The 25,752-nt window shown below is 58.7% G+C and carries 16 protein-coding genes and 1 pseudogene; 5 read left to right on the forward strand and 12 right to left on the reverse strand.

What is annotated here, in order from left to right; all coding sequences use genetic code 11:
* Positions 1-76: 76 nt before the first annotated feature.
* From EL257_RS10595 to EL257_RS10615, 4 genes are all read right to left on the reverse strand, one after another.
* A complete protein-coding gene (locus EL257_RS10595; protein ID WP_126362319.1) occupies positions 77-1,360 on the reverse strand; it encodes an NAD(P)/FAD-dependent oxidoreductase in 1,284 nt (427 codons plus the stop codon).
* 148 nt (positions 1,361-1,508) lie between these two features.
* A complete protein-coding gene (locus EL257_RS10605; RefSeq protein WP_126362323.1) occupies positions 1,509-2,873 on the reverse strand; it encodes a glutamine synthetase family protein in 1,365 nt (454 codons plus the stop codon).
* A 553-nt stretch (positions 2,874-3,426) separates the two neighbouring features.
* Entirely contained in the window at positions 3,427-4,425 is a 999-nt protein-coding gene (gene moaA, locus EL257_RS10610; protein WP_126362325.1) for a GTP 3',8-cyclase MoaA, read from the reverse strand.
* A 1,559-nt stretch (positions 4,426-5,984) separates the two neighbouring features.
* Positions 5,985-6,836 (reverse strand): CAP domain-containing protein, encoded by an 852-nt coding sequence (locus EL257_RS10615; protein ID WP_126362327.1) that lies wholly within the window; start codon positions 6,834-6,836, stop codon positions 5,985-5,987.
* 200 nt (positions 6,837-7,036) lie between these two features.
* On the opposite strand from EL257_RS10615, the gene EL257_RS10620 reads away from it, so the two are divergent.
* Positions 7,037-7,657 (forward strand): cell wall hydrolase, encoded by a 621-nt coding sequence (locus tag EL257_RS10620; RefSeq protein WP_126362329.1) that lies wholly within the window; start codon positions 7,037-7,039, stop codon positions 7,655-7,657.
* Here EL257_RS10620 and EL257_RS10625 read toward each other — a convergent pair.
* Positions 7,654-8,541, reverse strand: coding sequence for a LysR family transcriptional regulator (locus EL257_RS10625; protein ID WP_126362331.1), 888 nt, complete (start codon positions 8,539-8,541; stop codon positions 7,654-7,656). The genes EL257_RS10620 and EL257_RS10625 overlap by 4 nt on opposite strands.
* 101 nt (positions 8,542-8,642) lie before the next feature.
* Here EL257_RS10625 and EL257_RS10630 point away from each other — a divergent pair, with 101 nt between their 5' ends.
* Positions 8,643-10,025: an MFS transporter gene (locus tag EL257_RS10630; protein WP_126362333.1), complete on the forward strand. Its 1,383-nt coding sequence runs from the start codon at positions 8,643-8,645 to the stop codon at positions 10,023-10,025.
* Between the two features lie 120 nt (positions 10,026-10,145).
* On the opposite strand, the gene EL257_RS10635 is transcribed toward EL257_RS10630, so the two are convergent.
* A complete protein-coding gene (locus EL257_RS10635; RefSeq protein ID WP_126362335.1) occupies positions 10,146-10,859 on the reverse strand; it encodes a murein L,D-transpeptidase catalytic domain family protein in 714 nt (237 codons plus the stop codon).
* Positions 10,860-11,009: 150 nt separating this feature from the next.
* Here EL257_RS10635 and EL257_RS10640 point away from each other — a divergent pair, with 150 nt between their 5' ends.
* Complete coding sequence (locus EL257_RS10640; RefSeq protein WP_126362337.1) at positions 11,010-12,626, forward strand: L,D-transpeptidase family protein; 1,617 nt, start codon at positions 11,010-11,012, stop codon at positions 12,624-12,626.
* Positions 12,627-13,198: 572 nt separating this feature from the next.
* Here EL257_RS10640 and acnB read toward each other — a convergent pair.
* Positions 13,199-15,808 (reverse strand): bifunctional aconitate hydratase 2/2-methylisocitrate dehydratase, encoded by a 2,610-nt coding sequence (acnB, locus tag EL257_RS10645; RefSeq protein WP_126368047.1) that lies wholly within the window; start codon positions 15,806-15,808, stop codon positions 13,199-13,201.
* 467 nt (positions 15,809-16,275) lie between these two features.
* Between acnB and EL257_RS10650 the strand changes: the two genes are divergently transcribed.
* Positions 16,276-16,746: a DUF1289 domain-containing protein gene (locus EL257_RS10650; protein ID WP_126362339.1), complete on the forward strand. Its 471-nt coding sequence runs from the start codon at positions 16,276-16,278 to the stop codon at positions 16,744-16,746.
* 92 nt (positions 16,747-16,838) lie between these two features.
* Here EL257_RS10650 and EL257_RS10655 read toward each other — a convergent pair.
* Positions 16,839-17,480: pseudogene (locus EL257_RS10655) on the reverse strand (universal stress protein); the annotation flags it as partial.
* 159 nt (positions 17,481-17,639) lie between these two features.
* Between EL257_RS10655 and EL257_RS10660 the strand changes: the two are divergent.
* Positions 17,640-18,257, forward strand: a complete 618-nt coding sequence (locus EL257_RS10660; protein ID WP_126362341.1) for a tRNA-(ms[2]io[6]A)-hydroxylase — start codon at positions 17,640-17,642, stop codon at positions 18,255-18,257.
* Positions 18,258-18,618: 361 nt separating this feature from the next.
* On the opposite strand, the gene EL257_RS10665 is transcribed toward EL257_RS10660, so the two are convergent.
* The 4 genes from EL257_RS10665 to hydA all read right to left on the reverse strand — a co-directional run bounded on the left by EL257_RS10665 (position 18,619) and on the right by hydA (position 25,244).
* The gene (locus EL257_RS10665) at positions 18,619-20,781 is read right to left on the reverse strand and encodes a hypothetical protein (protein WP_126362343.1); all 2,163 of its coding nucleotides are present in this window, start codon (positions 20,779-20,781) and stop codon (positions 18,619-18,621) included.
* 191 nt (positions 20,782-20,972) lie between these two features.
* Positions 20,973-22,247, reverse strand: a complete 1,275-nt coding sequence (gene preA, locus EL257_RS10670; RefSeq protein ID WP_126362345.1) for an NAD-dependent dihydropyrimidine dehydrogenase subunit PreA — start codon at positions 22,245-22,247, stop codon at positions 20,973-20,975.
* The gene (locus EL257_RS10675; RefSeq protein ID WP_126362348.1) at positions 22,248-23,615 is read right to left on the reverse strand and encodes an NAD(P)-dependent oxidoreductase; all 1,368 of its coding nucleotides are present in this window, start codon (positions 23,613-23,615) and stop codon (positions 22,248-22,250) included.
* Positions 23,616-23,804: 189 nt separating this feature from the next.
* Positions 23,805-25,244 (reverse strand): dihydropyrimidinase, encoded by a 1,440-nt coding sequence (gene hydA, locus EL257_RS10680; protein WP_126362350.1) that lies wholly within the window; start codon positions 25,242-25,244, stop codon positions 23,805-23,807.
* Between the last annotated feature and the right edge of the window lie 508 nt (positions 25,245-25,752).

Genomic DNA, 25,752 nt, shown 5'->3' on the forward strand with positions numbered 1-25,752 from the left:
TACATAAACTTGATACGCCACGATCACTGTGGGAGCTGGCTTGCCAGCGATGGGGTCAGCATGGTCAACACATCTTTCAGCGCAACTTTTCGAGCATCTGGTAGTACCACATTCCCGCCGCCAACAACGGATTTCCGAGCAAATCGCCCATCGGCACTCGAATGTGCTGGCACGCGGCAAACGTATCGAACTGCTGCATCTGTCCGGTGATCGCGCGGCTCATGATTTCGCCCATGATGTGTGTTGTGGCGATGCCGTGCCCTGAGTAACCCTGACAATACCAGACGTTTTCCGACAACTTGCCGAGTTGCGGGATGCGGTTGATGACGATGCCCATCGCGCAACTCCATTGATAGTCGATCTGCACACCTTTGAGCGCGGGGAAGGTGCGCTCGATGCACGGGCGCAGTTCGGCGGCGATGTCGCGTGAATCCTTGCCGCTGTAGTTGGCGCCGCCACCGAACAGCAGGCGACCGTCGGCGGTGAGGCGGTAATAGTCGAGAACAAAGCGGCAGTCGTACACCGCCAGATCTTGCGGGTTGATTTGCCGCGCCAGTTCGCCCAGTGGTGCGGTAGTGACGATGCCGCCCATGGCTGGAAAAATCTTGCCCTTCAGCTGGCCAGGTTCGAGCTTGTGATAGACGTCACCGGCAAGCATCACCTGATTGGCGTCGATCTGGCCGTGAGCGGTTTTTATTCCAGGCCGATCGCCGTGAATGATCTCCAGCACCTCGCTGTTTTCGAAGATCAACGCACCGAGACTTTCCGCCGCCCGTGCTTCACCGATGCACAGGTTGAGCGGATGCAGATGCATGTTTCGAGTGTTCTTGATCGCGCCGTGATAGAGCTCGCTTTGCAGCAGATCGCGTACCTGGCTGCGGTCGAGCAGACTCACCTCATCGCCCAACCCGCGACGCACGGCTTCTTCGTAATCCTTGCGCAAATCAACCATGTGGCTGGGCTTGTACGCCGCTTGCAGATGGCCGTGTTTGAGATCGCAGGCAATGGCATATTTCTCGACCCGTTGCTGGATGATTTCATGCCCGCGCCAGCGCAGATGCCAGATGAAATCATCGACGTCATCGCCGAGTTTCGCGCGCATCTGTTTGCGCATCGCGCCGTCGCCGGAAAGGCTGCCGGTGACTTGACCGCCATTGCGCCCGGTGGCGCCCCAGCCAATCTTGTGGCTTTCGACGATGGCGACTTTCAGACCCTTTTCGGCCAGTTCCACGGCAGTGGCGACGCCAGTGAAACCGCCACCGATGATCACCACGTCAACCTGGTGGCGACCTTGCAGGGTCGGGTAGTCGGTGTCCTGGTTGAGGGTGGCGGTGTAGTAGGAATTGCAGCGTTCAGTCATGTCAGTGTCCACACAAAATTCGGGAGTCGGAGGGCAACCCCCTGTGGGAGCTGGCTTGCCAGCGATAGCGGAGTGTCAGTCAACGCTTATGCCAGATGTGCCGGCCCCATCGCTGGCAAGCCAGCTCCCACAGGGTTGTGGTGAGGCTTCAGGCTTCGGTCAGATACCAGCGCCAATCCTGCTCACCCACTTCGGCCATGAACTGCCGATACTCGGCGCGCTTCACCGCCAGATACACTCCGAGAAACTCCTGCCCCAGGGCATCCCGCGCCCACACCGAATTCTCCAGCGCCTGCAGCGACGTCAGCCAGTCGGTCGGCAGCAACTCCTTGGCCTGCGCGTAACCATTGCCCTCGACCGGGGCGCCCGGATCGAGGTTGTCGCGAATCCCGCGATGGATGCCCGCCAGAATCGCCGCAGCCGCCAGATAAGGATTGGCGTCGGCGCCGCAGATGCGGTGTTCGATGTGTCGGGTGAACGCCGGGCCGCCTGGCACGCGCAGGCTGACGGTGCGGTTGTCGACGCCCCAGGTCGGTGCCAGCGGCGCATAGCTGTTGGCCTGGAAGCGGCGATACGAGTTGGCGTTCGGGCAAAACAGCAAGAGCGTATCCAGCAGCGAGGCCAGCATGCCGCCAACCGCGTTGCGCAGCAGCGGAGTCCCGGCCGGGTCTTCGGAGGCGAACAGATTTTGCCCTTCGCCGTCGGCCAGACTGACATGCATATGCATGCCCGTGCCGGCGAGGTGATCGAACGGTTTGGCCATGAACGTCGCCTGCATGCCGTGCTTGTGTGCCACCGCTTTGACCAGCCGTTTGTAGCGCACCGCCTGATCCATCGCTTGCAGGGCGTCGCCGTGTTCGAGGGTGATTTCCACTTGGCCGGGGGCATATTCGGAAATCGCCGTGCGTGCCGGAATGCCGTGCAGTTTGCAGGCGCTGTAGAGGTCGGCGAGGAACGGTTCGATCTGCTCAAGCTCGCGCAAACCGTAGACCTGCGTGTGTCGCGGTCGGCCGCCATCAGCGTCCAGCGCCGGTTGCGGACGGCCATTGTGATCGCGTTTGGCGTCGAGCAGATAGAACTCCAGCTCGCAGGCCATGATCGGGTGGAAACCCTCGGCCTTGAGGCTGTCGATGACCTTGACCAGCAAGTGGCGCGGGTCGGCGATGCTTGCCGGCAGGCCCTCGGTCGGGTGCATGCTCACCTGTACGGCCGCGGTCGGAATCTGCCGCCACGGCAGACGCACCAGACTGCCTTCCAGCGGATAGGCGCGGCAGTCGATATCGCCGACGTCCCAGACCAGTCCGGAATTTTCGACGTCTTCACCTTGCACGGTCAGACCCAGAATGGTGCTCGGCAACGGCCGGCCGCTTTCGTATACGGCGAGCAGTTCTTCGCGATGCAACAGCTTGCCGCGCGGCACGCCGTTGGCGTCGAGAATGAACAACTCGATCATGTCGATATCGGGGTTCTGTTGAAGAAACAGGCGTGCGTCTTCAAGGGCTGCGAATTTCATAACGATCACTCACGATGGCGCCGCACAGGCGCGCAGATTCGAACCGGACACGGCACGGCGATGGCGTGGGTGTCCTGGCGGAGATATCAAAAGGAGATTTCGCTGAATACCCGATCGTCAGTGCAATGGCTGACTGGCGGGCATCACGAATTTAGAGGGCGATATCCGGCGGGCGTGCGGAGTGACGCAGCTTGGAACGGCGCAGGGCCATGGGCAGATTGACGATGCGATTCATGCGCGGCCCCTGTCACAGAGGGCGCACACAGCGGAGACGGTCAACGATTTTAGTTGTTGTGGTGACGTGCTCATAACGCGTGTTTCCGTTGGCGGAAAACGTCGGTGGCGCAGTAGATCGCGCTAACCGGTGTGCCCGGATAGTACGGGGGAATCCGCCGGCGTGTAAACGAGCAATGTGAATTATCTTGAACACCCGGGATGGGCTGGGGAAGTCGCTGTAATGTTCGGCATATTTATTCGCTGGTCGACCGCTATCGCCAGCAGGCTGGCTCCCACAGGGGTTTTGTGGTGCTCATCAACTGCATGACCAGGCGCTTTAGCCCCCCGTCATGTTCATGAAGCGCACGACCTGCACGTCGTCGTTTACTTCGAAATTGTGCCGGTACGGTTTGAATTTCATCGCCTCGATGATGGCTTGCTCCAAGCGGTGCGGCTGCCCCGGATTGGCGCGCAACACCGCTTTCAGGTTCACCGAATGCTCGTTGCCCAGACACAGTAGCAGCCGCCCTTCGACCGTCAGGCGCACGCGGTTGCAGGTGCCGCAGAAATTGTGGCTGTGTGGCGAGATGAATCCGAGACGAATGTCCGGCGCTTCGGCCAGCCGCCAATAGCGCGACGGACCCTGAGTCGATTCCGCGGAGTCAATCAAGGTATAGCGTTCGGCGATTTTTTCGCGCACCTGCGCGCTGGAGAAAAATGACTCCGCGCGGCTGTGCTCGCTGATGATCCCCAGCGGCATCTCTTCGATGAAAGACACGTCGAGCTGACGATCAATCGCAAACTGCACCAGATCGTTGATCTCATCATCGTTGCGCCCCTGCATCACCACGACATTGAGTTTGGTGCGGGTAAAACCGGCCTTGCGCGCTGCGTCGATGCCGGCGATCACCTGCGCCAGGTCGCCGGTGCGGGTCATCTCCTTGAAGCGTTGCGGATCAAGACTGTCGAGGCTGATGTTGAGGCGCTTGACCCCGGCATCGAACAGCGGCGCAGCGAGTTTGCCGAGCTGCGAGCCATTGGTGGTCAAACACAGTTCACGAAGGCCGGGCAGGGCGGCGATCTGTTCGCACAACTTGACCACGCCCGGGCGGATCAACGGCTCGCCCCCGGTGAGACGGATCTTGCGCGTGCCCAAGGCGACAAAGCTCTGCGCTAACTGGTAGATCTCCTCCAGCGTCAGCACTTGCTGGCGTGGCAAGAACTGCATGTCTTCCGCCATGCAATAGACACAACGGAAATCGCAGCGGTCGGTGACTGACATGCGCAGATAGTCGACGCGGCGGTTGTAACCATCGATCAAGACACGCTCTGACATGACAGCCTCGCAGCAGTGAACCCCTGTTGAAGGAATTCGGCAGGGCAGGTTATGGGCAACGTTCAGCGTAGTCCAATCACTCTTTGTGAACGGCTGATTGATGCCGTCGATGACCAACTCTGCGCAGCACAACGGCGAACCTTGTGGGAGCGGACGCCATCGCTGTTGAAATTCAAACACCACTCGGCCACTGTAGGAGCTGTCGAGTGAAGCGAGGCTGCGATCTTTTGATCTCCAGACCCAAAATCAAAAGATCGCAGCGTGCCGCAGCTCCTACAGATGGATTTTGCCAAAGGAATTCAAACACGATTCGGACACTGTAGGAGCTGTCGAGTGAAACGAGGCTGCGATCTTTTGATTTCCAGACCCAAAATCAAAAGATCGCAGCGTGCCGCAGCTCCTACAGCTGGGGTTCTGCGTATGGAACTCGAACATCACTCGGACACTGTAGGAGCTGTCGAGTGAAACGAGGCTGCGATCTTTTGATCTCCAGACCCAAGATCAAAAGATCGCAGCGTGCCGCAGCTCCTACAGATGGATTTTGCCAAAGGAATTCAAACACCACTCGGCCACTGTAGGAGATGTCGAGTGAAACGAGGCTGCGATCTTTTGATCTCCAGACCCAAGATCAAAAGATCGCAGCGTGCCGCAGCTCCTACAGATGGATTTTGCCAAAGGAATTCAAACACCACTCGGCCACTGTAGGAGCTGTCGAGTGAAACGAGGCTGCGATCTTTTGACCTCCAGACCCAAGATCAAAAGATCGCAGCGTGCCGCAGCTCCTACAGATGGATTCTTGCCTAAGGAATTCAAACACCACTCGGCCACTGTAGGAGCTGTCGAGTGAAACGAGGCTGCGATTTTTTGACCTCCAGACCCAAGATCAAAAGATCGCAGCGTGCCGCAGCTCCTACAGATGGGTTTTGGCTGAGGAACACGAACACCACTCGGCCACTGTAGGAGCTGTCGAGTGAAACGAGGCTGCGATCTTTTGATCTCCAAATCTAAAATCAAAAGATCGCAGCGTGCCGCAGCTCCTACAGATGGATTTTGCAAAAGGAACTCGAACACCACACGGACACTGTAGGAGATGTCGAGTGAAACGAGGCTGCGATCTTTTGATCTCCAGACCCAAGATCAAAAGATCGCAGCGTGCCGCAGCTCCTACAGATGGATTTTGCCAAAGGAATTCAAACACCACTCGGCCACTGTAGGAGCTGTCGAGTGAAACGAGGCTGCGATCTTTTGACCTCCAGACCCAAGATCAAAAGATCGCAGCGTGCCGCAGCTCCTACAAATGGATTCTTGCCTAAGGAATTCAAACACCACTCGGACACTGTAGGAGCTGTCGAGTGAAACGAGGCTGCGATCTTTTGATCTCCAGACCCAAGATCAAAAGATCGCAGCGTGCCGCAGCTCCTACAGATGGGGTTCTGCGTATGGAACTCGAACACGACTCGAACACCGTAGGAGCTGTCGAGTGGAACGAGGCTGCGATCTTTTGGTTCATTGGCTTGGCCGTTCGCGAGCAGGCTCGCTCCCACAAGTTGGGGCGGGGTTTACGGAGCGCCGAACATCGCAGTCCAGTAAATGCCCGCGTTGCTTTTCGGGTCGGTCGCGTAGGCAGCGCCGAGTTCTTTGTATTGCGGGTTCATCAGGTTAGCGCAATGGCCGGGGCTGGCGATCCAGCCGTCAACGACTTTGCTGACGGTGTCTTGCCCAGCGGCGATGTTTTCGCCGACCAGTTGGCCACTGTAACCGGCGAGTTCAGCACGGTCGCCGGGGGTGCGGCCGTCGCGATCCTTGTGATCCAGATAACTGTTGTTGGCCATGTCACGGCTGTGATCCTGGGAAATCGTGCCCAAGGTTGCGTTCCATGCCAGCGGGGCGGCGGCGGCGAAGGCCTGGTTGCCGCATTGGCGCGGTTGACTGCGGGCGACGTTGAGCTGCGCCAGCAGTTTCTGCCCCTCGCTTTGTGCATCGCCCAGTCTGGCCGTGAGCAACGGGCGCGCGAGGACGATACGCCAGTCGCGATCGGCGCGACTGACACCGACATCGACAAACTGCGGATCGAGCACCACCTGACAGAAACTCTCCTGAATCGCTTTCATCGCCGATGCCGCATCACGCGGACCATTGAGGGTGATCGCCTGCACATTGACCATCGGGTAACTCGCACTGGCCATGGCTTGTTGCAGGTCAACCGCGCCACTGGCCGGCAACCTCAGCCGTGGATCGGCTGACAACGGTGGCAATTCATTCGAAGCCTGCGAGCCGCAACGCTGCGGCTGGCTGCGGTAGCTGTTGATCGACTCGATCAGTTGCAACTCGTCCGCAGCCATCGCCGGCAGGGCCAATAACAGACCTGCGAACATCGCTGCAAAACGCAAAACCGGTGGCGTGAAGCGCATGGAAATCTCCCTTGAGCTGAATGCGCCCATGATGCGCGAAAGGCCCCCGGTGGGTGCAATGTCTTTTTCTGCATTGAGTGTTTTTTTCTGCGGAACGTTGCTCTTGATTTTGCCGTCTACACTTCGCGAAGAGCCCGGCGGCCGGGCCTCTCCCCGACGCAACATCCTGCCCGACGCGGGCGCTTCCGGAAGAACCGACAATGGGATTGAAAGGCTTGGCGGGTTGTATGATTTTCACCCTGTGGGCCGGCGCGGTTGGCGCCACCGATCAGGCGCCGATCAAGGCGAAGGCTGAAGAAAAAGCGCAAGTGCTGGAAGAAAAAGCCGCCGATAAAGTCAGCGCCGCACCGGCGCCGAAATCCGAGGCGATCACCCCGACTGAAGCGCAAGCGGTCGACCCGGCGGGCGTTGCGCCGCTGGACGATCCGCTGACCTGTCTGGCGCGCAGTATTTACTGGGAGGCCAAAGGCAAGGACACGCCGGAAATGGAAGCCGTGGCCAGCGTCGTGATGAACCGCCTCGGGCATGAGGGTTTTCCCGATACGGTGTGCGCCGTGGTCAAGCAGGGCTCGGAAAGCGGCAATTGCCAGTTTTCCTGGTGGTGCGATGGACGTCCGGATCAGGTCAAGGAAGATGCCGAATACACCCTTGCCAAAGAAATCGCCGGCAAGGCCCTGAACCGCCAGCTTGCCGATCGCAGCCGTGGCGCCTTGTATTTCCATGATCGCAATGTTCATCCGGGCTGGGCCAGGGAATATCGCAAAACCGCTGAAATCGGCAAATTCAGGTTCTACAAACCCGCGGGCGGCGATGCGCGTTAGGCGCAGACTTCTCGCACACATTGACGCAACCAACGATGTGCCGGATCGGCGTCCGTGCGCGGATGCCAGAGCATCGACACGCTGATGTCCGGCATTTGCAACGGCAGGGCAAAACTGTGCATGCCCATGCGCAGTTTGCTCGTATGCCGCTCCGGCACCGTTGCGATCAGGTCAGTCTCACGCACCAGTGTCAGCGCCGCAGAAAATCCGCCGAACGAGGTGACAATGTCTCGCGTCAGGCCATAGGCGAGCAGCGCTTCATCCACCGGGCCGCTGCTGCGTCCGCGCCGGGATATGAGAATGTGCTGGCCGCTCGCAAAGCGTTTGACGTTGACCCCGCCCGAACTTAGCGGATGACCGTCACGCACCACCCCGATCCAATGATCGTGAAACAACACACGGCTGTGTAATGTCGGATCGGTAGTGTCGTCGACCACGCCGGTCTCCAGATCTACGCGGCCCTCACGCAGGAGCGTGCTGTCCTTGTCAGCCTTTTGCACGAAGCGCAGGCGCACGCCGGGCGCTTCTGCGCCGATGCGGGCGAGCAGGGCGGCGGCAAAGGTTTCGACGAAACCGTCGGTATTGCGCAAGGTGAAGGTGCGCTGCAAACGGCCCGGATCGAGCACTTCGACGGGGCGCAAAACCGCCTCGGCTTCCTGCGCCAGATGACTCACCCGTTCACGCAATTCCAATGCGCGCGGCGTTGGCACGAGGCCGCGCCCAGCGCGCACCAGCAACGGATCACCGGTCGCGTCGCGCAAGCGGGCGAGGGCGCGGCTCATGGCCGACGGGCTCAGTTGCAGGCATTTGGCGGCGCGGGCGACGCTGCCTTCGCGCAATAACACGTCGAGGGTGATCAGCAGGTTGAGGTCGGGCGCTGTCATGACATGGCGTTCCATGCAGGTATCGAGTGCAAAGCATGCGTCTTGCGCGGTTTATTGTCGAGGCTCAGGCTATGGCGACCCTCTTGCTGCTGCGAGTCCCCATGCCCCGCGAACCTCTGAGTAATTCCGCCCGATGGGCGCTGACCAGCCTGGCCTTGTCGATGTTGATGCCGTCGCTGGACACCAGCATTGCCAACGCCGGCTTGCCGATGCTGGCGATAGCGTTCGATGCCACATTCCAACAAGTGCAATGGATCGTGTTGGCCTACCTGTTGGCGGTCACCACATTGATTGTCAGCGTCGGTCGCCTGGGCGACGGTTGGGGCCGGCGACGATTGATGTTGATCGGGATTGCGCTGTTCACCATCGCGTCATTGGCCTGCGCGCTGGCCACGGAGCTTGGCTGGCTGATTGGCGCGCGGGCGGTGCAGGGCGTTGGCGCGGCGATCATGTTCGCCTTGACGGTGGCGCTGGTGGCCGATGCGGTGCCCAGAGCACGGGCGGGCAGCGCCATGGGTCTGCTCGCGACGATGTCGGCCACCGGTACGTCCCTCGGGCCTTCGCTGGGTGGACTGTTGATGGAGCATGTCGGCTGGCAGGCCATTTTTCTGATCAACGTGCCGTTGGGTTTGCTCAACGCATGGCTGGTGTACCGCTATCTGCCGGCGGATCGGGCTGTCGGGCCGCGTGTTGCCTTTGATTATCCCGGCAGCGCAGTGCTGGTTCTGACCCTGGCGGCCTATGCGCTGGCGATGACCCTTGAAGGTTTCACTTTGCCGTTGCTGCTGGCCAGCCTGTGCGGCGCGGGTGTGTTTTTCGTGGTCGAAAAAAGGGTCAAGGCACCGTTGATCAACTTGTCACTGTTCAGCGATCCGCGCTTGAGCAGCAGTCTGGCGCTGACGTTGCTGGTGACCACCGTCATGATGACTACGCTGGTGGTTGGACCCTTTTATCTGAGCCGTGGGCTGGGACTCAGCCATGCCATGGTCGGCCTGACATTGTCGGTCGGGCCGTTGTTGTCAGCGCTGGGCGGCGTGCCGGCCGGACGCTTGGTGGATCGTTTCGGCGCCAGGCGGATTGTGCCGGGCGCACTGTTTGCGATGGCCTGCGGCTGCGCCTTGTTGGCGCTGTTGCCGATGGCGCTGGGACTGCCGGCGTATGTCCTGCCGATTATTCTTGTCGCCACAGGATATGCACTGTTCCAGGCAGCGAATAATACCGGGTTGATGTCCGGCGTCAGGCAAGAACAGCGTGGCGTGGTCGGAGCGCTGCTCGGGCTCGCGCGCAACCTCGGCTTGATCACCGGCGCCGCAGTGATGGGGGCGGTATTCGCGCTGGCAGCGGGCAATCCGATACAAGCGCCCGCCACAAAGATCGGCAGCGGTTTTCACATCACTTTCAGCGTCGCGTTGGCGTTGTTGGTGACGGCGTTGATCATCAGCCGCGCGCAGTTCAAGAGTGCTCCGGCAATCGACAACGCCTAATGCACGCCGCCCTCCCATGTAGGAGCTTCCGAAGGCTGCGATCTTTTGACTTGGTTTTTTACAAACAACATCAAGAGATCGCAGCCTTCGGCAGCTCCTACACGGTTTTGCGGTGCGCCGTCAGCTGGCGTGGGTGCTGAGGATGCTCGCCACTTGCTGCGGCTGGCAGTTCAGGTATGGCGAGGATTTCAGCCAGCGTTGATCCGGGTACCAGGAAAACATGAACTGGCCATTCTTCAGGCGATCGATTACTTGCTTGGCAATCTGCGGGCGCACCGCTGGGCAGCCTTGGCTGCGGCCGATGCGCCCTTGTTTCTTGCTCCACAGCGGATTCACATAACTGGCCGCATGAATAACGATGGCTCGATCGCGAGCCATGTCATTGAAGCCAGGTTCCAGACCATCCATGCGCAATGAATAGCCGTGGGCGCCGCTGTAGCTTTCCTGTGTGCGGAACAGCCCGAGGCTGGATTGGTAACTGCCTTCGCGGTTGGAAAACTGCGTAGCGAAGTTTTCCCCGGAATTAGAACCGTGCGCGACCAAATCGCGTAGAACCAACTTCTGTTTGCTCAGGTCGAAAATCCATAACCGGCGTTCGGTGGACGGTTGCGAATAATCGATGATTGCCAAATGGCGCGACGGTTTCGCCCCGTTGTTGACTGCGCACTGCATGGCGTTCAGGGCACCTTTCAGCGCCTGGGGATTGAGTTCTGGCGCGGCGTGCGCGAGGCTGGTGTAGAGAACCGGCGATGGATAGCCGGCGGCAAAAACTGGACTGGACACCGCGACGAGGGTCGCGCTGGTCAGCAGAAGTCGGCGCAAAAACGTCAACATTTAAAGGGTGTCCTCACTTGCAACTAACTTGGCACTTTGGCTCCTGACTCCCAGTCGGTACCGGCAAGCCCGGAGATCGAGCCTGACTGTTCAGCGCACCTGATGTAAGGTTGACCGTCATCTGGACGGCCATGGATTGGAGTAAAGCAGTTGTTCAAAAAGTACGCATGCTACTTGAGCATTTGTCTGATCGCTGCGCCGTTTGTCGCTTGTGCCGATGAGCCACTGCCGCCATTGCAAACGCTGGCCACCCCGCTGGCCGAACTGCCCGTCGAACCGCAAAGTCCGTTGCAGTCGGTATTGATCAGCCTGTCGCAGTCCTGTCCAACGATAGGCACGCAGTTGAATGGCCCGGCGCTAGCGCAATTGCAGGCCTTTTATCAGCAGCAGGACTGGATGCCATTATGGGCCGGCGAGGCTGCACGATTGCCGGCGTTACGTGCACAATTGCAGCTGTTGGCCGATGATGGCCTCGACGCGAAACGCTATCCGGTCGCTTCGGTTGCTCCGCAGGACGGCGAGCTGTGCGCCGACATCGAAATCAGCCGCTACTACCTGCAAGCGCTGCAGGATTTGCACTTCGGGCGTCTGTTGCAGTCGCACTTCGAACCGCTGTGGCACGCTGACGATACCCTGCGTGACCGTCAGTCGGAGTTATTGGCCATCGCGGTTCCGGGCATGCACGACATCGCGGCGGCGTTTGATCTTGCGCGCCCGCGCCTCGCTCAGTATCAAAATCTTCGTCAGCTATACGCGGCGCAACGCTTGCAAGCCTTGCCGCAATGGCAACCGGTCGGAAATGGCCCCTTGCTGCGTCCGGCAATGGAAGACAAGCGCGTGCCGGAACTGGCCCAGCGACTGTTCAGCGAGGGCTATCTGACCCACGCCGTCGCCACGCCGGATAACGCTTACGACGGCGTTCTGGTCGACGCGGTGAAAAGCTTCCAGGCCAATCATTCGCTGCAGGCTGACGGCGTGGTCGGGCCAGGCACGATTGCCGAACTCAACATCAGCCCGCTGACTCGTCGCGAACAATTGCGGGTCAATCTCGAACGTTTTCGCTGGATGTCGCAGGATCTGGAGCCCGACGGTCTGTTGGTCAATGTCGCCGCTGCCGAATTGACCCTGTATCAGGGCGGTCACCCGGTGTGGCAAACCCGCACTCAGGTGGGCCGCGCCGAGCGTCAGACGCCGCTGCTGAAATCCCGCGTCACGCGCCTGACCCTGAACCCGACGTGGACGGTGCCGCCGACAATCTGGAAGGAAGACAAACTGCCGGCGATCCGCAAGGATCAGACCTTCCTCAGCCGGCAGAATCTGCAAGTGCTCGATGCCAACGGTCAGCCGTTAGCGGCGGCGGACATCGATTGGGACAATCCCGGTAATATCCTTTTGCGTCAGGACGCCGGGCCGCGCAACCCGCTGGGGCAAATGGTCATCCGCTTTCCCAACCCATTCTCGGTATACCTGCACGACACGCCAAGCAAGGCGCTGTTTGACAAGGGGCCGCGTGCCTTCAGTTCCGGTTGCGTGCGGGTCGAACACCCGTTGCAGCTGCGTGATCTGCTGCTCAGTCCGACCGAGAAGGCGCGTACCGACACGCTGCTCGCGACTGGCACCACCCATGAATTTCGCCTGTCGGCGCCGGTGCCTATCCTGATGACTTACTGGACAGCCCAGGTCGGCAACGACGGCCACGTCCAGTACGCACCGGACATCTACAGCCGCGACAGCGCCTTGCTCGCCGGCCTCGACCGGGCGCACTGACACCTCAAATCCGAACACAACTCGGACACTGTAGGAGCTGTCGAGTGAAACGAGGCTGCGATCTCTTGATCTTCAGACCCAACATCAAAAGATCGCAGCGTGCCGCAGCTCCTACAGATGGGTTTTGCCTAAGGAAATCCGAACACAACTCGGACACTGTAGGAGCTGTCGAGTAAAACGAGGCTGCGATCTTTTCATCTTCAAACCCAACATCAAAAGATCGCAGCGTGCCGCAGCTCCTACAGATGGGGTTTGCCTCAGGAAATCCGAACACAGCACGGACACTGTAGGAGCTGTCGAGTGAAACGAGGCTGCGATCTTTTGATCTTCAAACCCAACATCAAAAGATCGCAGCGTGCCGCAGCTCCTACAGATGGGGTTTTGCCTAAGGAGCTCGAACACAACTCTGGCACTGTAGGAGCTGTCGAGTGAAACGAGGCTGCGATCTTTTGATCTCCAAACCCAACATCAAAAGATCGCAGCGTGCCGCAGCTCCTGCACAATAGGGTTCAACAGGCAAAAAAAACGCCGCGCATCTCACGATGGGCGGCGTTTTTCATTGCGTTGTAACGTTAGGCTTGAACGACCGGGATGTTGGCGTTCGCCGCAGCTTCACGGAACTCGGCGATCTGGTCGAAGGACAGGTAGCGGTAGATATCGGCCGCCATGCTGTCGATCTTGCCAGCGTATTCCATGTACTCCTCGACGGTCGGCAGGCGACCGAGGATCGAGGCAACGGACGCCAGTTCGGCCGAAGCCAGGTAGACGTTCGCGCCGTCGCCCAGACGGTTCGGGAAGTTACGGGTCGACGTGGAAACCACGGTGCTGTTCGGCTCAACGCGTGCCTGGTTACCCATGCACAGCGAGCAGCCTGGCATTTCCATGCGAGCGCCAGCCTTGCCGTAGATGCCGTAGTAGCCTTCTTCGGTCAGTTGGTGAGCGTCCATCTTGGTCGGCGGCGACAGCCACAGACGGGTTGGCAGCTGACCCTTGACCTGATCCAGCAGTTTACCGGCAGCGCGGAAGTGACCGATGTTGGTCATGCACGAACCGATGAACACTTCGTCGATCTTCTCGCCAGCAACGCTGGACAGCAGACGGGCGTCGTCCGGATCGTTCGGCGCGCACAGTACAGGCTCGTTGATCTCGGCCAGATCGATTTCGATGATTTCGGCGTATTCGGCGTCGGCATCGGCTTCCATCAGTTCCGGATTGGCAACCCAGGCTTCCATCGCCTGAGCGCGACGTTCCAGAGTACGCGCATCGCCGTAGCCTTCGCCGATCATCCAGCGCAGCAGGGTGATGTTGGAGTTCAGGTACTCGGTGATCGATTCTTTCGACAGCTTGATCGTGCAACCGGCAGCCGAACGCTCGGCCGAGGCGTCGGACAGTTCGAACGCTTGCTCCAGGGTCAGACCTTCCAGGCCTTCGATTTCCAGGATGCGGCCGGAGAAGGCGTTTTTCTTGCCCTTCTTCTCCACGGTCAGCAGACCGTTCTGGATGGCGAAGTACGGAATCGCATGAACCAGGTCACGCAGGGTGATGCCAGGTTTCATCTTGCCTTTGAAGCGCACCAGAATCGATTCCGGCATGTCCAGCGGCATGACGCCGGTGGCTGCAGCAAACGCCACCAGACCGGAACCGGCCGGGAACGAAATGCCCATCGGGAAACGGGTGTGCGAGTCACCACCGGTACCGACGGTGTCTGGCAACAGCATGCGGTTCAGCCACGAGTGGATGATGCCGTCGCCCGGACGCAGGGAAACGCCGCCGCGGGTCATGATGAAGTCAGGCAGGGTGTGGTGGGTGGTCACGTCGATCGGCTTTGGATAGGCCGCGGTGTGGCAGAACGACTGCATCACCAGATCAGCGGAGAAGCCCAGGCACGCCAGGTCTTTCAGTTCGTCACGGGTCATCGGACCGGTGGTGTCCTGAGAACCCACGGTGGTCATTTTCGGTTCGCAGTAGGTGCCAGGACGCACACCTTGGCCTTCTGCCAGACCGCACGCCTTGCCGACCATTTTCTGCGCCAGGGTGAAACCCTTGGTGCTTTCAGCCGGTGCTTCAGGCTTCTTGAACAGGTCGAACGGTGGCAGACCCAGTTCGGCGCGAGCCTTTTCGGTCAGGCCACGGCCAATGATCAGCGGAATACGGCCGCCGGCGCGGACTTCGTCCAACAACACAGGAGTCTTCATTTCGAAGGTGGTGATGACTTCGTCGGTACCGTGCTTGCAGACCTTGCCAGCGTGCGGGTACAGGTCGATCACGTCGCCCATGTTCATGTTCGACACGTCGAACTCGATTGGCAGAGCGCCGGCATCTTCCATGGTGTTGTAGAAAATCGGAGCGATCTTGCTGCCGAAGCAGAAACCGCCAGCGCGCTTGTTCGGCACGTAAGGCACGTCGTCGCCGAAGAACCACAGCACCGAGTTGGTGGCCGATTTACGCGACGAACCGGTACCGACCACGTCGCCGACGTAGGCGATCGGGAAACCCTGGCCGCGCATTTCTTCGATCTGCTTCATCGGGCCGATGGCGCCCTGCTGATCAGGAACGATGCCGTCACGGGCCATTTTCAGCATGGCCAGGGCGTGCAGCGGGATGTCTGGACGCGACCAGGCGTCTGGCGCAGGGGAGAGGTCGTCGGTGTTGGTTTCGCCGGTGACCTTGAACACGCGCAGGCTGATCTTGTCGGCCAGGGTCGGACGGTTCTTGAACCACTCGCCGTCAGCCCAGGATTGCAGCACGGCCTTGGCGTGAGCGTTGCCGTTCTTGGCTTTTTCCGCGACGTCATGGAATGCATCGAACATCAGCAGAGTGTGCTTGAGTTGCGCGGCAGCGACAGGCGCCAGCTCGGCGTCGTCCAGCAGGTCAACCAGAGTCACGATGTTGTAGCCGCCCTGCATGGTGCCGAGCAGTTCTACAGCGCGCTTTTTGTCCAGCAGAGGGGAGGAAACTTCGCCCTTGGCCAGGGCCGACAGGAAACCGGCTTTGACGTAAGCGGCTTCGTCTACGCCTGGTGGAATGCGATTGGTGATCAGGTCAACGAGAAATTCTTCTTCGCCAGCCGGAGGGTTTTTCAGCAGCTCGACCAGGCCTGCTGTTTGTTCGGCGTTAAGCGGCTGGGGAACGATACCCAGGGCTGCACGCTCTTCGATATGTTTGCGGTAGGCTTCAAGCACAGTTATTACCCTCATCAGTGGTCCCAAATGGGTGTCCGGGACGCTCGTCGCGAAATGCTCGTACTCATGCGCCGCGTGGCGTTGTGCGCCGCTTGGCCAGAATTACCGAACATTCCTTACAGAAGCTGCTTTCAAAGTTTTACGCCTGCAGAACGGGGAGCTGATGAGGGTTGGCGTTGGGCTTTTCCCCGCTGGAAAAACCCCTCGCCAACACCGCTCTGAAGGAACGACTGTGCTCGTGACGCTTTGAAAACAGCTTCTAACGGACATTGGCGCCTTAAAAGGCTGGCTGATTCTACGGCAAAAAAAATTTAAAGGTAAGTCGCGCTCTATTGGACTTTCGTGGCAAAGCGCGGCGCCGGGGCAAACGTGCGGCGGCATGGAAACCCTGACGTTTGAGGGGTGATCAATCCCCGACAAAGGGCTACCATGCCGTTCTGTTCAGCGTTTCAGTGTTTTGCCAATCCATGCCCAATCAGACCATCAAGACCCCCTGCGTCGGCCTCTGCTCCACTGTTTACGGTGATCTGGTGTGCCGTGGCTGCAAGCGTTTCCATCACGAAGTGATCCATTGGAATGGTTACGACGAAGAGGAAAAGCGTGCGGTCTGGCTGCGTCTGGAACAGTTGCTGTCACAAGTGATGGCGGCCAAGGTCGAGATCTTCGATTCGGCTCGTCTGCGCGCGCAACTGGAACAGCGCAAAATTCGCTTCGTGCCGCATCAGTCGGAATATTGCTGGGCTTATCAACTGATTGCGCGTGGTGCGCGGGTGATCGTCAATCTGGAAGCCTATGGAATGGTGCTGCTGCCGGAGTTTCGCGACTGGAACCTGCCGGAACTGCGCGACGCCATTGATCGGGAATTCTTCCTGCTGTCGGAAGCGCACTATCAACGCTACATCGCCCCGGGATTTCTCAAAGACGCTTTCGGCGCCTGAACGTCAAAAGATCGCAGCCTGCGGCAGCTCCTACAGGTAGAACGCATTCCCATGTAGGAGCTGCCGAAGGCTGCGATCTTTTGATCTTCAAAATGTTCATCATCGACTTCAAATTCCGCCTGGAACGCCCGGCACTGCTCGCGATAGCGCGCCTGGATGGTTTCGCTCAGTTGCAGGGTCGGATCCGTCGCCGACAGCATTGGCGACGGGTGCGCGGCGATCACATGCAGATGCGCCTTGGCCAGGCTGGCAATGTCATAGCCGTGATCAATGATCGTCGTGTGCAAATGCCGATGCTCGCCATCGACATTGCCGACATCGACTGCCGCCAGAATCACTTTGTCCTTCCACGAACCGGCGGTTTTCACCAGCAGCACCGGAGTAGGACAGTGGCGCAGCAGTTTCCAGTCCGCCGGAGTCAGCAGGGCTTTTTTCAGCGAGCTATCCGGGAAATGTTGCTTGATCACCAGTCCACAGCCCTCGGCCTGCTGCACATCGATGATGGTTTCATGCAGGCTTTCGTTCCAGGCCTGTTCGGTGGTGACGCTGTAGCCTTCGGCAGTCAGAGCGGATTTGAGCACGCTGAGCAGGCCGGCATGATCATGCTTCTTGTCGCACACCAACAGATGCAGATGCGCCTGAGTGACGCCGGCGATCAACTTGGCGCGCTTGAGCGCCAGGCTCTCCGGATGTTCGGGTTCGATGACCACCAGAAGGCTGCGAATGGCTTGCATGAGCGGAGTCTCCAGCAAAGAAAAGGCACGGCGTTGCACAACTATAGTTGCTGCGCGAACGTGTGCGACTTGATGCATATCAACGCCAGCCGCTGGTGGTCTGCGGGCAGGCCGGTATAATCGGCGCCCTTCGCTCGAATATCTTTAGCCGTGAGCCCCATGATCCTTCCCGAAATCCACGAATTCCTTGGCTGCCGCACCCCCGACGCCTGGGTCCAGGCCGCACTGGCCGATCAGGACACCTTGCTGATCGACCACAAGAACTGCGAATTCAAAGCCGCCAGCACAGCCCTGAGCCTGATCGCCAAGTATCACGCTCATGTTGACCTGATCAACATGATGTCGCGCCTGGCCCGGGAAGAACTGGTGCACCACGAACAAGTCATGCGCATCATGAAACGCCGCAAGATCGAACTGCGCCAACTGCACGCCGGCCGTTACGCGTCGGGCCTGCGTAAAGTCGTGCGCAGCCACGAACCGGTGAAACTGGTGGACACATTGGTGGTTGGCGCCTTCATCGAAGCACGCAGCTGCGAACGTTTCGAAGCGCTGGTGCCGCATTTGGATGAAGAACTGAGCAAGTTCTACTTTGGCTTGCTGAAGAGCGAAGCACGGCATTTTCAGGGGTATCTGAAACTGGCGTATCAGTACGGGGACGCAAAGGACATCGCCCAGGTCATCGACAAGGTCCGCGCCGCCGAGCAAGAACTGATCGAATCCCCAGACGAAGAATTCCGCTTCCACAGCGGCATACCCGCCACCGCCCAACCCCTGTAGGAGCTGCCGAAGGCTGCGATCTTTTGACCTTCGTTCCCACGCTCCGCGTGGGAATACACAAACCCCCACCGCATAACCCAATGTAGGAGCTGCCGAAGGCTGCGATTTTTTGATCTTCCAACTCCTACAAATCCAGCCCGGAAGAAAAACCCCCAAACCGCGCAAATCCCTGTGGGAGCGAGTTTGCTCGCGAAGAGGCCGCAATGGCCGCCGACTGATTCAGCTCATATCCACAAAGCGCCGATCATCCCGCTAACTCGTCTCAGCTCAACGCTGTTGTTTAAAGTCTATGATTTACCAGACTATTGTTCATATTAAACACGTTGGTAACGCTGAATTTTGCCGGTTCTTAGGATTGGTGTTATTTGTAAAACATGAAATTGTCGAATTGGCCTGATCCAGCGCCGAGTCCCCTTAATTCAATTTTTGATATGTTAGGGGCTGAAAACTCCACGAAGCCGTTTGGGTAAATTGTTCGTTCTTCGATTAGCATATTATCTGAGCTAAAGAACTTTGCATAAACTCCATGAAAATGCCTAAACGTAACTTTCGAACATGGTGATTTTAAGGTTAGCATTGCTACTCCCGGTATTGCCCCACTTAGCGTTAATGCCTGCTTCTCGATTCCTGAGTTGTTCGCGGAGGGCGCAATTCTAACAGAGTCACCATCGATGTAACTTATAGTCATGCTTTCAAGGTCTAGCGAATGTCCTGTGGTAATGTTTGTATTTGGGATGATATCGAAGTTTTCAGTAAGTATCTTGGGTGCCAGTTTTGTGTTGTAAACGCGCTCCGGAAAGATTGTGGTGTTTGCTAGGTCTTTAACTAAGTATGGGGTTGTGCTGAATGTAATCTTTAGCTCGCTGTCACTTTTCAAATTGTGTAGCCATTCGATAGGTGCGGCAATAGTTAAACCATTGTCCGAAGAAGCTGGCTCGCCTTTTAGAACTTCATTAGTGGTGACGCCATTTTCATTAACTCCGCTCAAAGTTAAAAAAGTGGGTGCGCCTTTTACTTGAAAGAGCCAGCGCGCTACCAGGATATTGGCCCCAGCCGATAATTTATCAATATCCAAATCTGTCCCCAACTCCCCTTCGACATTCGGCATCGGCAACCGCTCATCCCCATCCACAATTCGCCCCACACTCACCTTTACCGCCGGCGACTTCCCAGCCTGCCCACCCCCGCGATTCAAATTCCATCGATACTCCAACTCTTTCCCATGCCGCGCCGCCAGATACGCAGCAGTCAACGGTACATTCACCCGTTTGTTGCTATTAAATGCAACCAACGGAAACTGCGGTGCTCCAGCCGGCGCATTCACCTCAACCAACCGCGCCCGATCGCCTTGCTGCGCACCGGGGTAATCGATGCGCATCTTCACGCCGTCCCGGTAGGCCAGCACATCAAGCGGACTTTGTGCCGGCGGTACGAGAAACGGTGGCGGCAGTTCGGTGCTGCCCGCGCCGGTGACGGCTGCCACGGCAGCGTCGGAAGTGGCGATGACATTACCTTTGCGAATCAATTCATACACGACCTTCACGGTACTGTCGGCGATAACTTTAGAGTTGGGAATTTCCCACGTGACGTTCGTCTTGGGTTCCCTATTATCAAAGGTCTGTTCGTAAGTCCCAACCACCGCACCTGCCCGTTCAGCGGTGAAGGTCAAGTGAATCGAGTCCTCGGATTTCCAGATTGTTTCCGCCAGGTGCACCTGCGCCCACAGCGGCCCGCCATTCATTTTTTCGAGATCCACAGTGGCCGGATCGTCATTGTTGTCGCTGAGGATTTCGCGGAAAACCGCCATTGGCAGTGACAGCCGATCCAGGTGCACATCCACGCTCACACTGTCCGACCACGTCGGCGGGCCGGACGGATTGGTCAGATAGTCGATGACACGAAATTTGAACTCGAAGTTTTCATCATTGCCGCCGTCTTCAAGCGCGGTGCGCGGGATCGGGATCACGATGTTTTTCGGCGCGGCAGGCAGAGGCGTGGTGCTGTCTGGCAGCAGCTGATGCTGCACGCGCGCGCCATTGCAGTCGACAAAAATCCGGTCATACCACTGGATGTTTTTATAGCTCACGGTTACGGAAACATTGTTCGCGTCACCCGGGCCGATGCTGTTATGGCTGACGCTGAGGGTCAGCGCCGGCGGTGTGCCGCCGGGCGAGAAAGTCCGGTGAAGCAGGACCAGTTTGGGGGTAAATTCGTTATTGCCGGAGGTGCGTTCGATGTGGAATTTCAGTCGGTTGAGGCCTTTTTGAAACATGCCCGGGCGAACAAAAATCGAGGTCGCGGCTTGCTCATCGATGACGGTTTCATCGTCAACGAATTCGCCGTTCAGATAGAGCCGGATGACATCGCCCTTCGCCTGTTGCTGGTAGCTTAACATGACGACCTCAAACGGTTTTGTCTCGGTATCCTTGATCGAAGCCCCGCCGTGCGCCTCTACGTCAGAAGGATCGAGGGTGAGCATCTCCGGGGCTTTTGGCCGAGTGAGGGCGAAGGCTTTAATGTCCATGGCGATCTCCGGGTTTTCGGGAATACCGATGGGGATATGAGATGCCAATAGGGTTGGGGTGTCACCTGTCAGATCTGACAGGTGCGGCAGGTTTTGCGACAGGCGGTCGTGATCAATGTCGCCTGTGCAGGCCTTACCGCCAGCAGGGCCGGCCCTGCTGGCGATAGCGTTGGCGAGGCGTTGTCGTTGACTCAGGCACTTACATGGTAGGGATTGCGCGGATCGTGATTCCAGTCGAGAAACGGCTTCCCTGTTTCCATCGGCACCATTTCGATACACGCCGCCACGGGGCAGGTGATCTGGCACAGATTGCAGCCCACGCACTCATCGTCGATCACTTCATATTTATGCGTGCCGTCCGCTTGCTTGAGGCTGGCGATTGCCTGGTGTGAAGTGTCCTCGCAAGCGATATGGCAGCGGCCGCAACCAATGCAGGCTGCCTGATCAATCTTCGCGATCACTTGATAATTGATATCGAGGTACTTCCAGTCAGTGGTGTTGCCCACCGCGCGCCCGGAAAACTCGCCGATGCTGGCGTAACCCTGACTGTCCATCCATCGCGACAGCCCATCCTTCATCTCGTCGACGATCCGGAAGCCGTGGAGCATCGCTGCCGTACACACCTGCACGGCGCCGCTGCCCAGCGCCATGAATTCCGCCGCATCCCGCCAGCTGCCAATGCCGCCGATACCGCAGATCGGCAGCCCCTGGGTCTGCGGATCGCGGGCGATTTCGGCAACCATGTTCAGCGCAATCGGCTTCACCGCCGAGCCGCAATATCCGCCGTGGGTACTTTTGCTTCCGACCGTCGGCAGCGCAACCATGTGGTCGAGATCGACACTGGTAATCGAGTTGATCGTATTGATCAGCGACACCGCGTCCGCGCCGCCGCGATGTGCGGCCCGTGCGGCGACGCGGATGTCGGTGATGTTCGGGGTCAGTTTGACGATCACCGGCAGCGAGCAATACGTCTTGCACCAGCGCGTGACCTGCTCGACGTACTCCGGCACCTGACCTACCGCCGCGCCCATGCCCCGTTCGGGCATGCCGTGGGGGCAGCCGAAATTCAGTTCGATGCCATCCGCACCCGTCGCCTCCACCAGCGGCAGAATGTGTTTCCACGACTCCTCGACGCAAGGCACCATCAGCGAAACGATCACCGCTCGATCCGGCCAGTCCTTTTTCACCTGAGTGATTTCACGCAGATTGATCTCCAGCGAACGGTCGGTAATCAGCTCGATGTTATTGATGCCCAGCACTTCGCGGTTGTTGCCGTAGTGCGCTGAATAGCGCGACGAAACGTTGACCGCTGCCGGATCCTCTCCCAGGGTTTTCCAGACCACGCCGCCCCAGCCCGCTTCGAATGCGCGGACGACGTTATAGGCTTTATCGGTCGGCGGCGCGGACGCCAGCCAGAACGGATTGGGCGCTTTGATGCCGGCGAAGACTATCGACAGATCGGCCATTTATGCGGCCTCCACGTTAAGCATCAGTTGAGCGTTGATCGCCTCGGCGGCGAGTTTGCCGTGTTGCACGGCTTGTACGGTCAAATCCTGATCGAGGCTGGTGCAGTCGCCGCCGGCGTACACCCCCGGAATGCTGGTGCGCAGGTTTTCGTCGACTTCAATGCGCTCGCCCTGACGCTTCAGTTCACGGGCCAGCGGATCGGCGAGGGCGCTGCCGTCGAACGCCTGCCCGATGGCCTTGAAGATCGCATCCGCCGCCAGTTCGAAAGTCTCGCCGGTGGTTTGCAGTCGACCGTCGACCAGATCCGTACGCGCGAAGCGCATGCCGCGCACACGGCCCTGAGCATCGAGCAAGACTTCTTCCGGCTGCGCCCAGGTCAGCAGGCGTACCTGATTGGCTTTGGCGATGTGTTGTTCATGGTCGGTGGCGCCCATGTCCGCCGCGCCACGCCGGTACACGAGGTTGACGTCGTGCGCGCCAAGACGGGCCATTTGCACGGCCATATCGATTGCGGTATTGCCTGCGCCAAGGACGATGCAACGTTCGGCCAGTGGCAGTTGCGTCAGGTCGTCGGCCTGGCGCAATTCGCAGATGTAATCGGTAGCGGCGAGCAGACCCGGGGCGTCTTCGTACGGCAGGCCGAGCTGCTTGCTGGCGTTGAGGCCGAGGCCAAGGAACACCGCGTCGAACTGCTGGTGCAGCTCGCTGAGGGTCAGGTTCTCGCCAAGTTTTTGTCCATGGCGAATGTCGATGCCGCCGATTTGCAGGAGGAAATCCAGTTCCTTCTGCGCGTAGTCGTCGACCAGTTTGTACTTGGCGATCCCGTACTCATTAAGCCCACCGGCCTTCTCCCGCGCTTCGAAAATCACCACGTCGTGACCGTGCATGGCGCAGCGATGCGCGCAAGACAAACCGGCCGGGCCGGCGCCGACCACGGCGATGCGTTTGCCGGTGGCGGCGGCACGTTGGAACGGGTGCTCGGCGAACTGTGCATTGTCGACGGCGTAACGTTGCAGCAGACCGATCAGCACCGGCGCGCATTCTTCAGCATTATTGCGCACGCAGGCTTGCTGACAGAGGATCTCGGTCGGGCACACCCGCGCGCAACTGCCGCCAAGGATGTTCGCCGAGAGAATTTTCTGCGCTGCGCCCCTGACGTTGTCCTGATGGATGTTGCGGATGAACGATGGAATATCGATCTCGCTCGGGCACGCGTTGACGCACGGCGCGTCATAGCAATACAGGCAGCGCGAGGCTTCCAGGTGCGCCTGTCGGGCGTTGAGCGGCGGCGCCAGATCGCTGAAATGGCCAGCGAGCGCGGCCGCGCTTTCGTGCGGATGGGGGAGGTGCTTCAGAGTCTCGATCACGGTTTATGCCTCACGGTAACTGCCTCTAACGGGCATTGGCCAAATCCGCTGCGTATGAGCTGTCGAAGGCTGCGATCTTTTGATGTTGGTTTTCAGAATCAAGATCAAAAGATCGCAGCCTTCGGCAGCTCCTACACGGGGGAATGCATTTCAAGGATGGGAGCGAGCTGGCTCGCGAAGGCCGGGATTTCAGCGTTTCACGGCAATGGGCTTGTGCAACTCGGCCCGCTTGCTCAGCAGATCAAACACGGCCGGATACGCCGGCCGTTCGATGTACCGACCGGCGCCGCGCTCGGCTCGCAAGTCACCATCGGCCCAGACCAGCCGGCCCTGACTGACGGTGTGGCTTGGCACACCGCGCACGGTTTTGCCTTCGAAGATGTTGAAGTCCACCTGCTGGTGGTGAGTCTTGGCGGAGATGGTGCGTGTGCCTTGCGGATCCCACAGCACCAGATCGGCATCGGCGCCGACGCGAATTGCGCCCTTGCGTGGATAGAGATTGAAAATCTTCGCGGTGTTGGTAGAGGTGAGCGCGACGAAATCCTGCATCGACAACCGACCGCTGTTGACCCCTTCGTCCCAAAGCACGGCCATGCGGTCTTCGATGCCTGCGGTGCCGTTGGGAATCTTGCTGAAGTCATCGCGGCCGGCGGCTTTCTGCTCGGCGCAGAAACAGCAGTGATCGGTCGCGGTGGTGTGCAGATTGCCGTTCTGCAGACCGTGCCAAAGTGCCTCTTGATGGCCGCGAGGGCGGAACGGTGGGCTCATCACGTAACCGGCAGCGGTCTGCCAGTCCGGATGTTGGTAGACGCTGTCGTCGAGCAGCAAATGCCCGGCGAGCACTTCGCCGTAGACCGGCTGGCCCTTGCTACGCGCATAGGTGATTTCGTCGAGAGCTTCCTTGGTCGACACATGCACCAGGTACAGCGGTGTGCCGATGGTTTCGGCGATGCGGATCGCTCGGCTGGCGGCTTCGCCTTCGACTTGTGACGGCCGTGACAGCGGATGCGCTTCCGGGCCGGTAATGCCTTGGGCCATCAACCTGCGTTGCAAGTGATAGACCAGCTCGCCGTTTTCCGCATGGACGGTGGGCACGGCGCCGAGTTCCAGACAGCGCTCGAAACTTGCCACCAGCGTGTCATCGGCGGCCATGATTGCGTTCTTGTAAGCCATGAAATGCTTGAAGCTGTTGATGCCGTGATGGCTGACCAGCTCGGCCATTTCCTCCCGCACCTGCTCACTCCACCAGGTAATCGCAACGTGAAAGCCATAGTCGGAGGCGGACTTTTGCCCCCAACCGCGCCATTGATGGAACGCCTCCATCAACGACTGTTGCGGATTGGGAATCACGAAATCGATGATCGACGTCGTGCCACCGGCGAGACCAGCCGCCGTACCGCTGAAAAAGTCTTCGCTGGCCACGGTGCCCATGAAAGGTAATTGCATGTGCGTGTGCGGGTCGATGCCGCCTGGCATCAAATATTGGCCGCTACCGTCGAGCACTTCGGCGCCTGCGGGAATATCGAGGTTTCCACCGATGGCTTTGATCACGCCGTCGGCGCAATAGACGTCGGCGCGATAACTTTCATCGTGAGTAACAACAGTGGCGCCACGGATCAACAGAGACATTGCAGCTTCCTCGCAGGCATGACCGACTTATACCGGTTCTAAGTGTTTTTTTAAGGCGTCGCTGCGCAAAGATATATTCCTGCCAGCGCTGTCAGGAATAAAAACTAGCTGGTGTTAATCGAATCAGCAAGATTATTTTTTATAAGAATATTACAAACATAAACCGTTGAAATATATGGACTTAAAATATTCCTCACCAAAATGGGGAGGCCTTTCACCATTTTGACGCACTTGACAGGAATCAGATTTGAGCGAGATTTGTCATGGTAAATCAGCTGCTTGAACGCTACGGAGTCGCGGACCAGACGCTTCAAGGAAAATAAGCGTGCACCACTTTGATCCTGGCTGTTCGAGGAACTTGTCTAATATTTCTGGCTGAACAGTGAATCAAGTAAACGCAGGTGCTCAATATTTGGATTCAAAGCGTTTAAACATCAAACAGTTGCAAGCGTTATACGGATCATTCGGGACACTCGGCGCAACAGTCGGCACGTTTATTGAGTGCTGG

Origin of the sequence: Pseudomonas fluorescens, from assembly GCF_900636825.1 — a bacterium.
GTDB classification, from domain to species: Bacteria; Pseudomonadota; Gammaproteobacteria; order Pseudomonadales; family Pseudomonadaceae; genus Aquipseudomonas; species Aquipseudomonas fluorescens_BG.

Coding starts and splice junctions, on each gene's coding strand:
- EL257_RS10595 (WP_126362319.1), bottom strand. CDS start 1,360: ATGACTGAACGCTGCAATTCCTACTACACCGCCACCCTCAACCAGGAC.
- EL257_RS10605 (WP_126362323.1), bottom strand. CDS start 2,873: ATGAAATTCGCAGCCCTTGAAGACGCACGCCTGTTTCTTCAACAGAAC.
- moaA (WP_126362325.1), bottom strand. CDS start 4,425: ATGTCAGAGCGTGTCTTGATCGATGGTTACAACCGCCGCGTCGACTAT.
- EL257_RS10615 (WP_126362327.1), bottom strand. CDS start 6,836: ATGCGCTTCACGCCACCGGTTTTGCGTTTTGCAGCGATGTTCGCAGGT.
- EL257_RS10620 (WP_126362329.1), top strand. CDS start 7,037: ATGGGATTGAAAGGCTTGGCGGGTTGTATGATTTTCACCCTGTGGGCC.
- EL257_RS10625 (WP_126362331.1), bottom strand. CDS start 8,541: ATGACAGCGCCCGACCTCAACCTGCTGATCACCCTCGACGTGTTATTG.
- EL257_RS10630 (WP_126362333.1), top strand. CDS start 8,643: ATGCCCCGCGAACCTCTGAGTAATTCCGCCCGATGGGCGCTGACCAGC.
- EL257_RS10635 (WP_126362335.1), bottom strand. CDS start 10,859: ATGTTGACGTTTTTGCGCCGACTTCTGCTGACCAGCGCGACCCTCGTC.
- EL257_RS10650 (WP_126362339.1), top strand. CDS start 16,276: ATGCCCAATCAGACCATCAAGACCCCCTGCGTCGGCCTCTGCTCCACT.
- EL257_RS10660 (WP_126362341.1), top strand. CDS start 17,640: ATGATCCTTCCCGAAATCCACGAATTCCTTGGCTGCCGCACCCCCGAC.
- EL257_RS10665 (WP_126362343.1), bottom strand. CDS start 20,781: ATGGACATTAAAGCCTTCGCCCTCACTCGGCCAAAAGCCCCGGAGATG.
- preA (WP_126362345.1), bottom strand. CDS start 22,247: ATGGCCGATCTGTCGATAGTCTTCGCCGGCATCAAAGCGCCCAATCCG.
- hydA (WP_126362350.1), bottom strand. CDS start 25,244: ATGTCTCTGTTGATCCGTGGCGCCACTGTTGTTACTCACGATGAAAGT.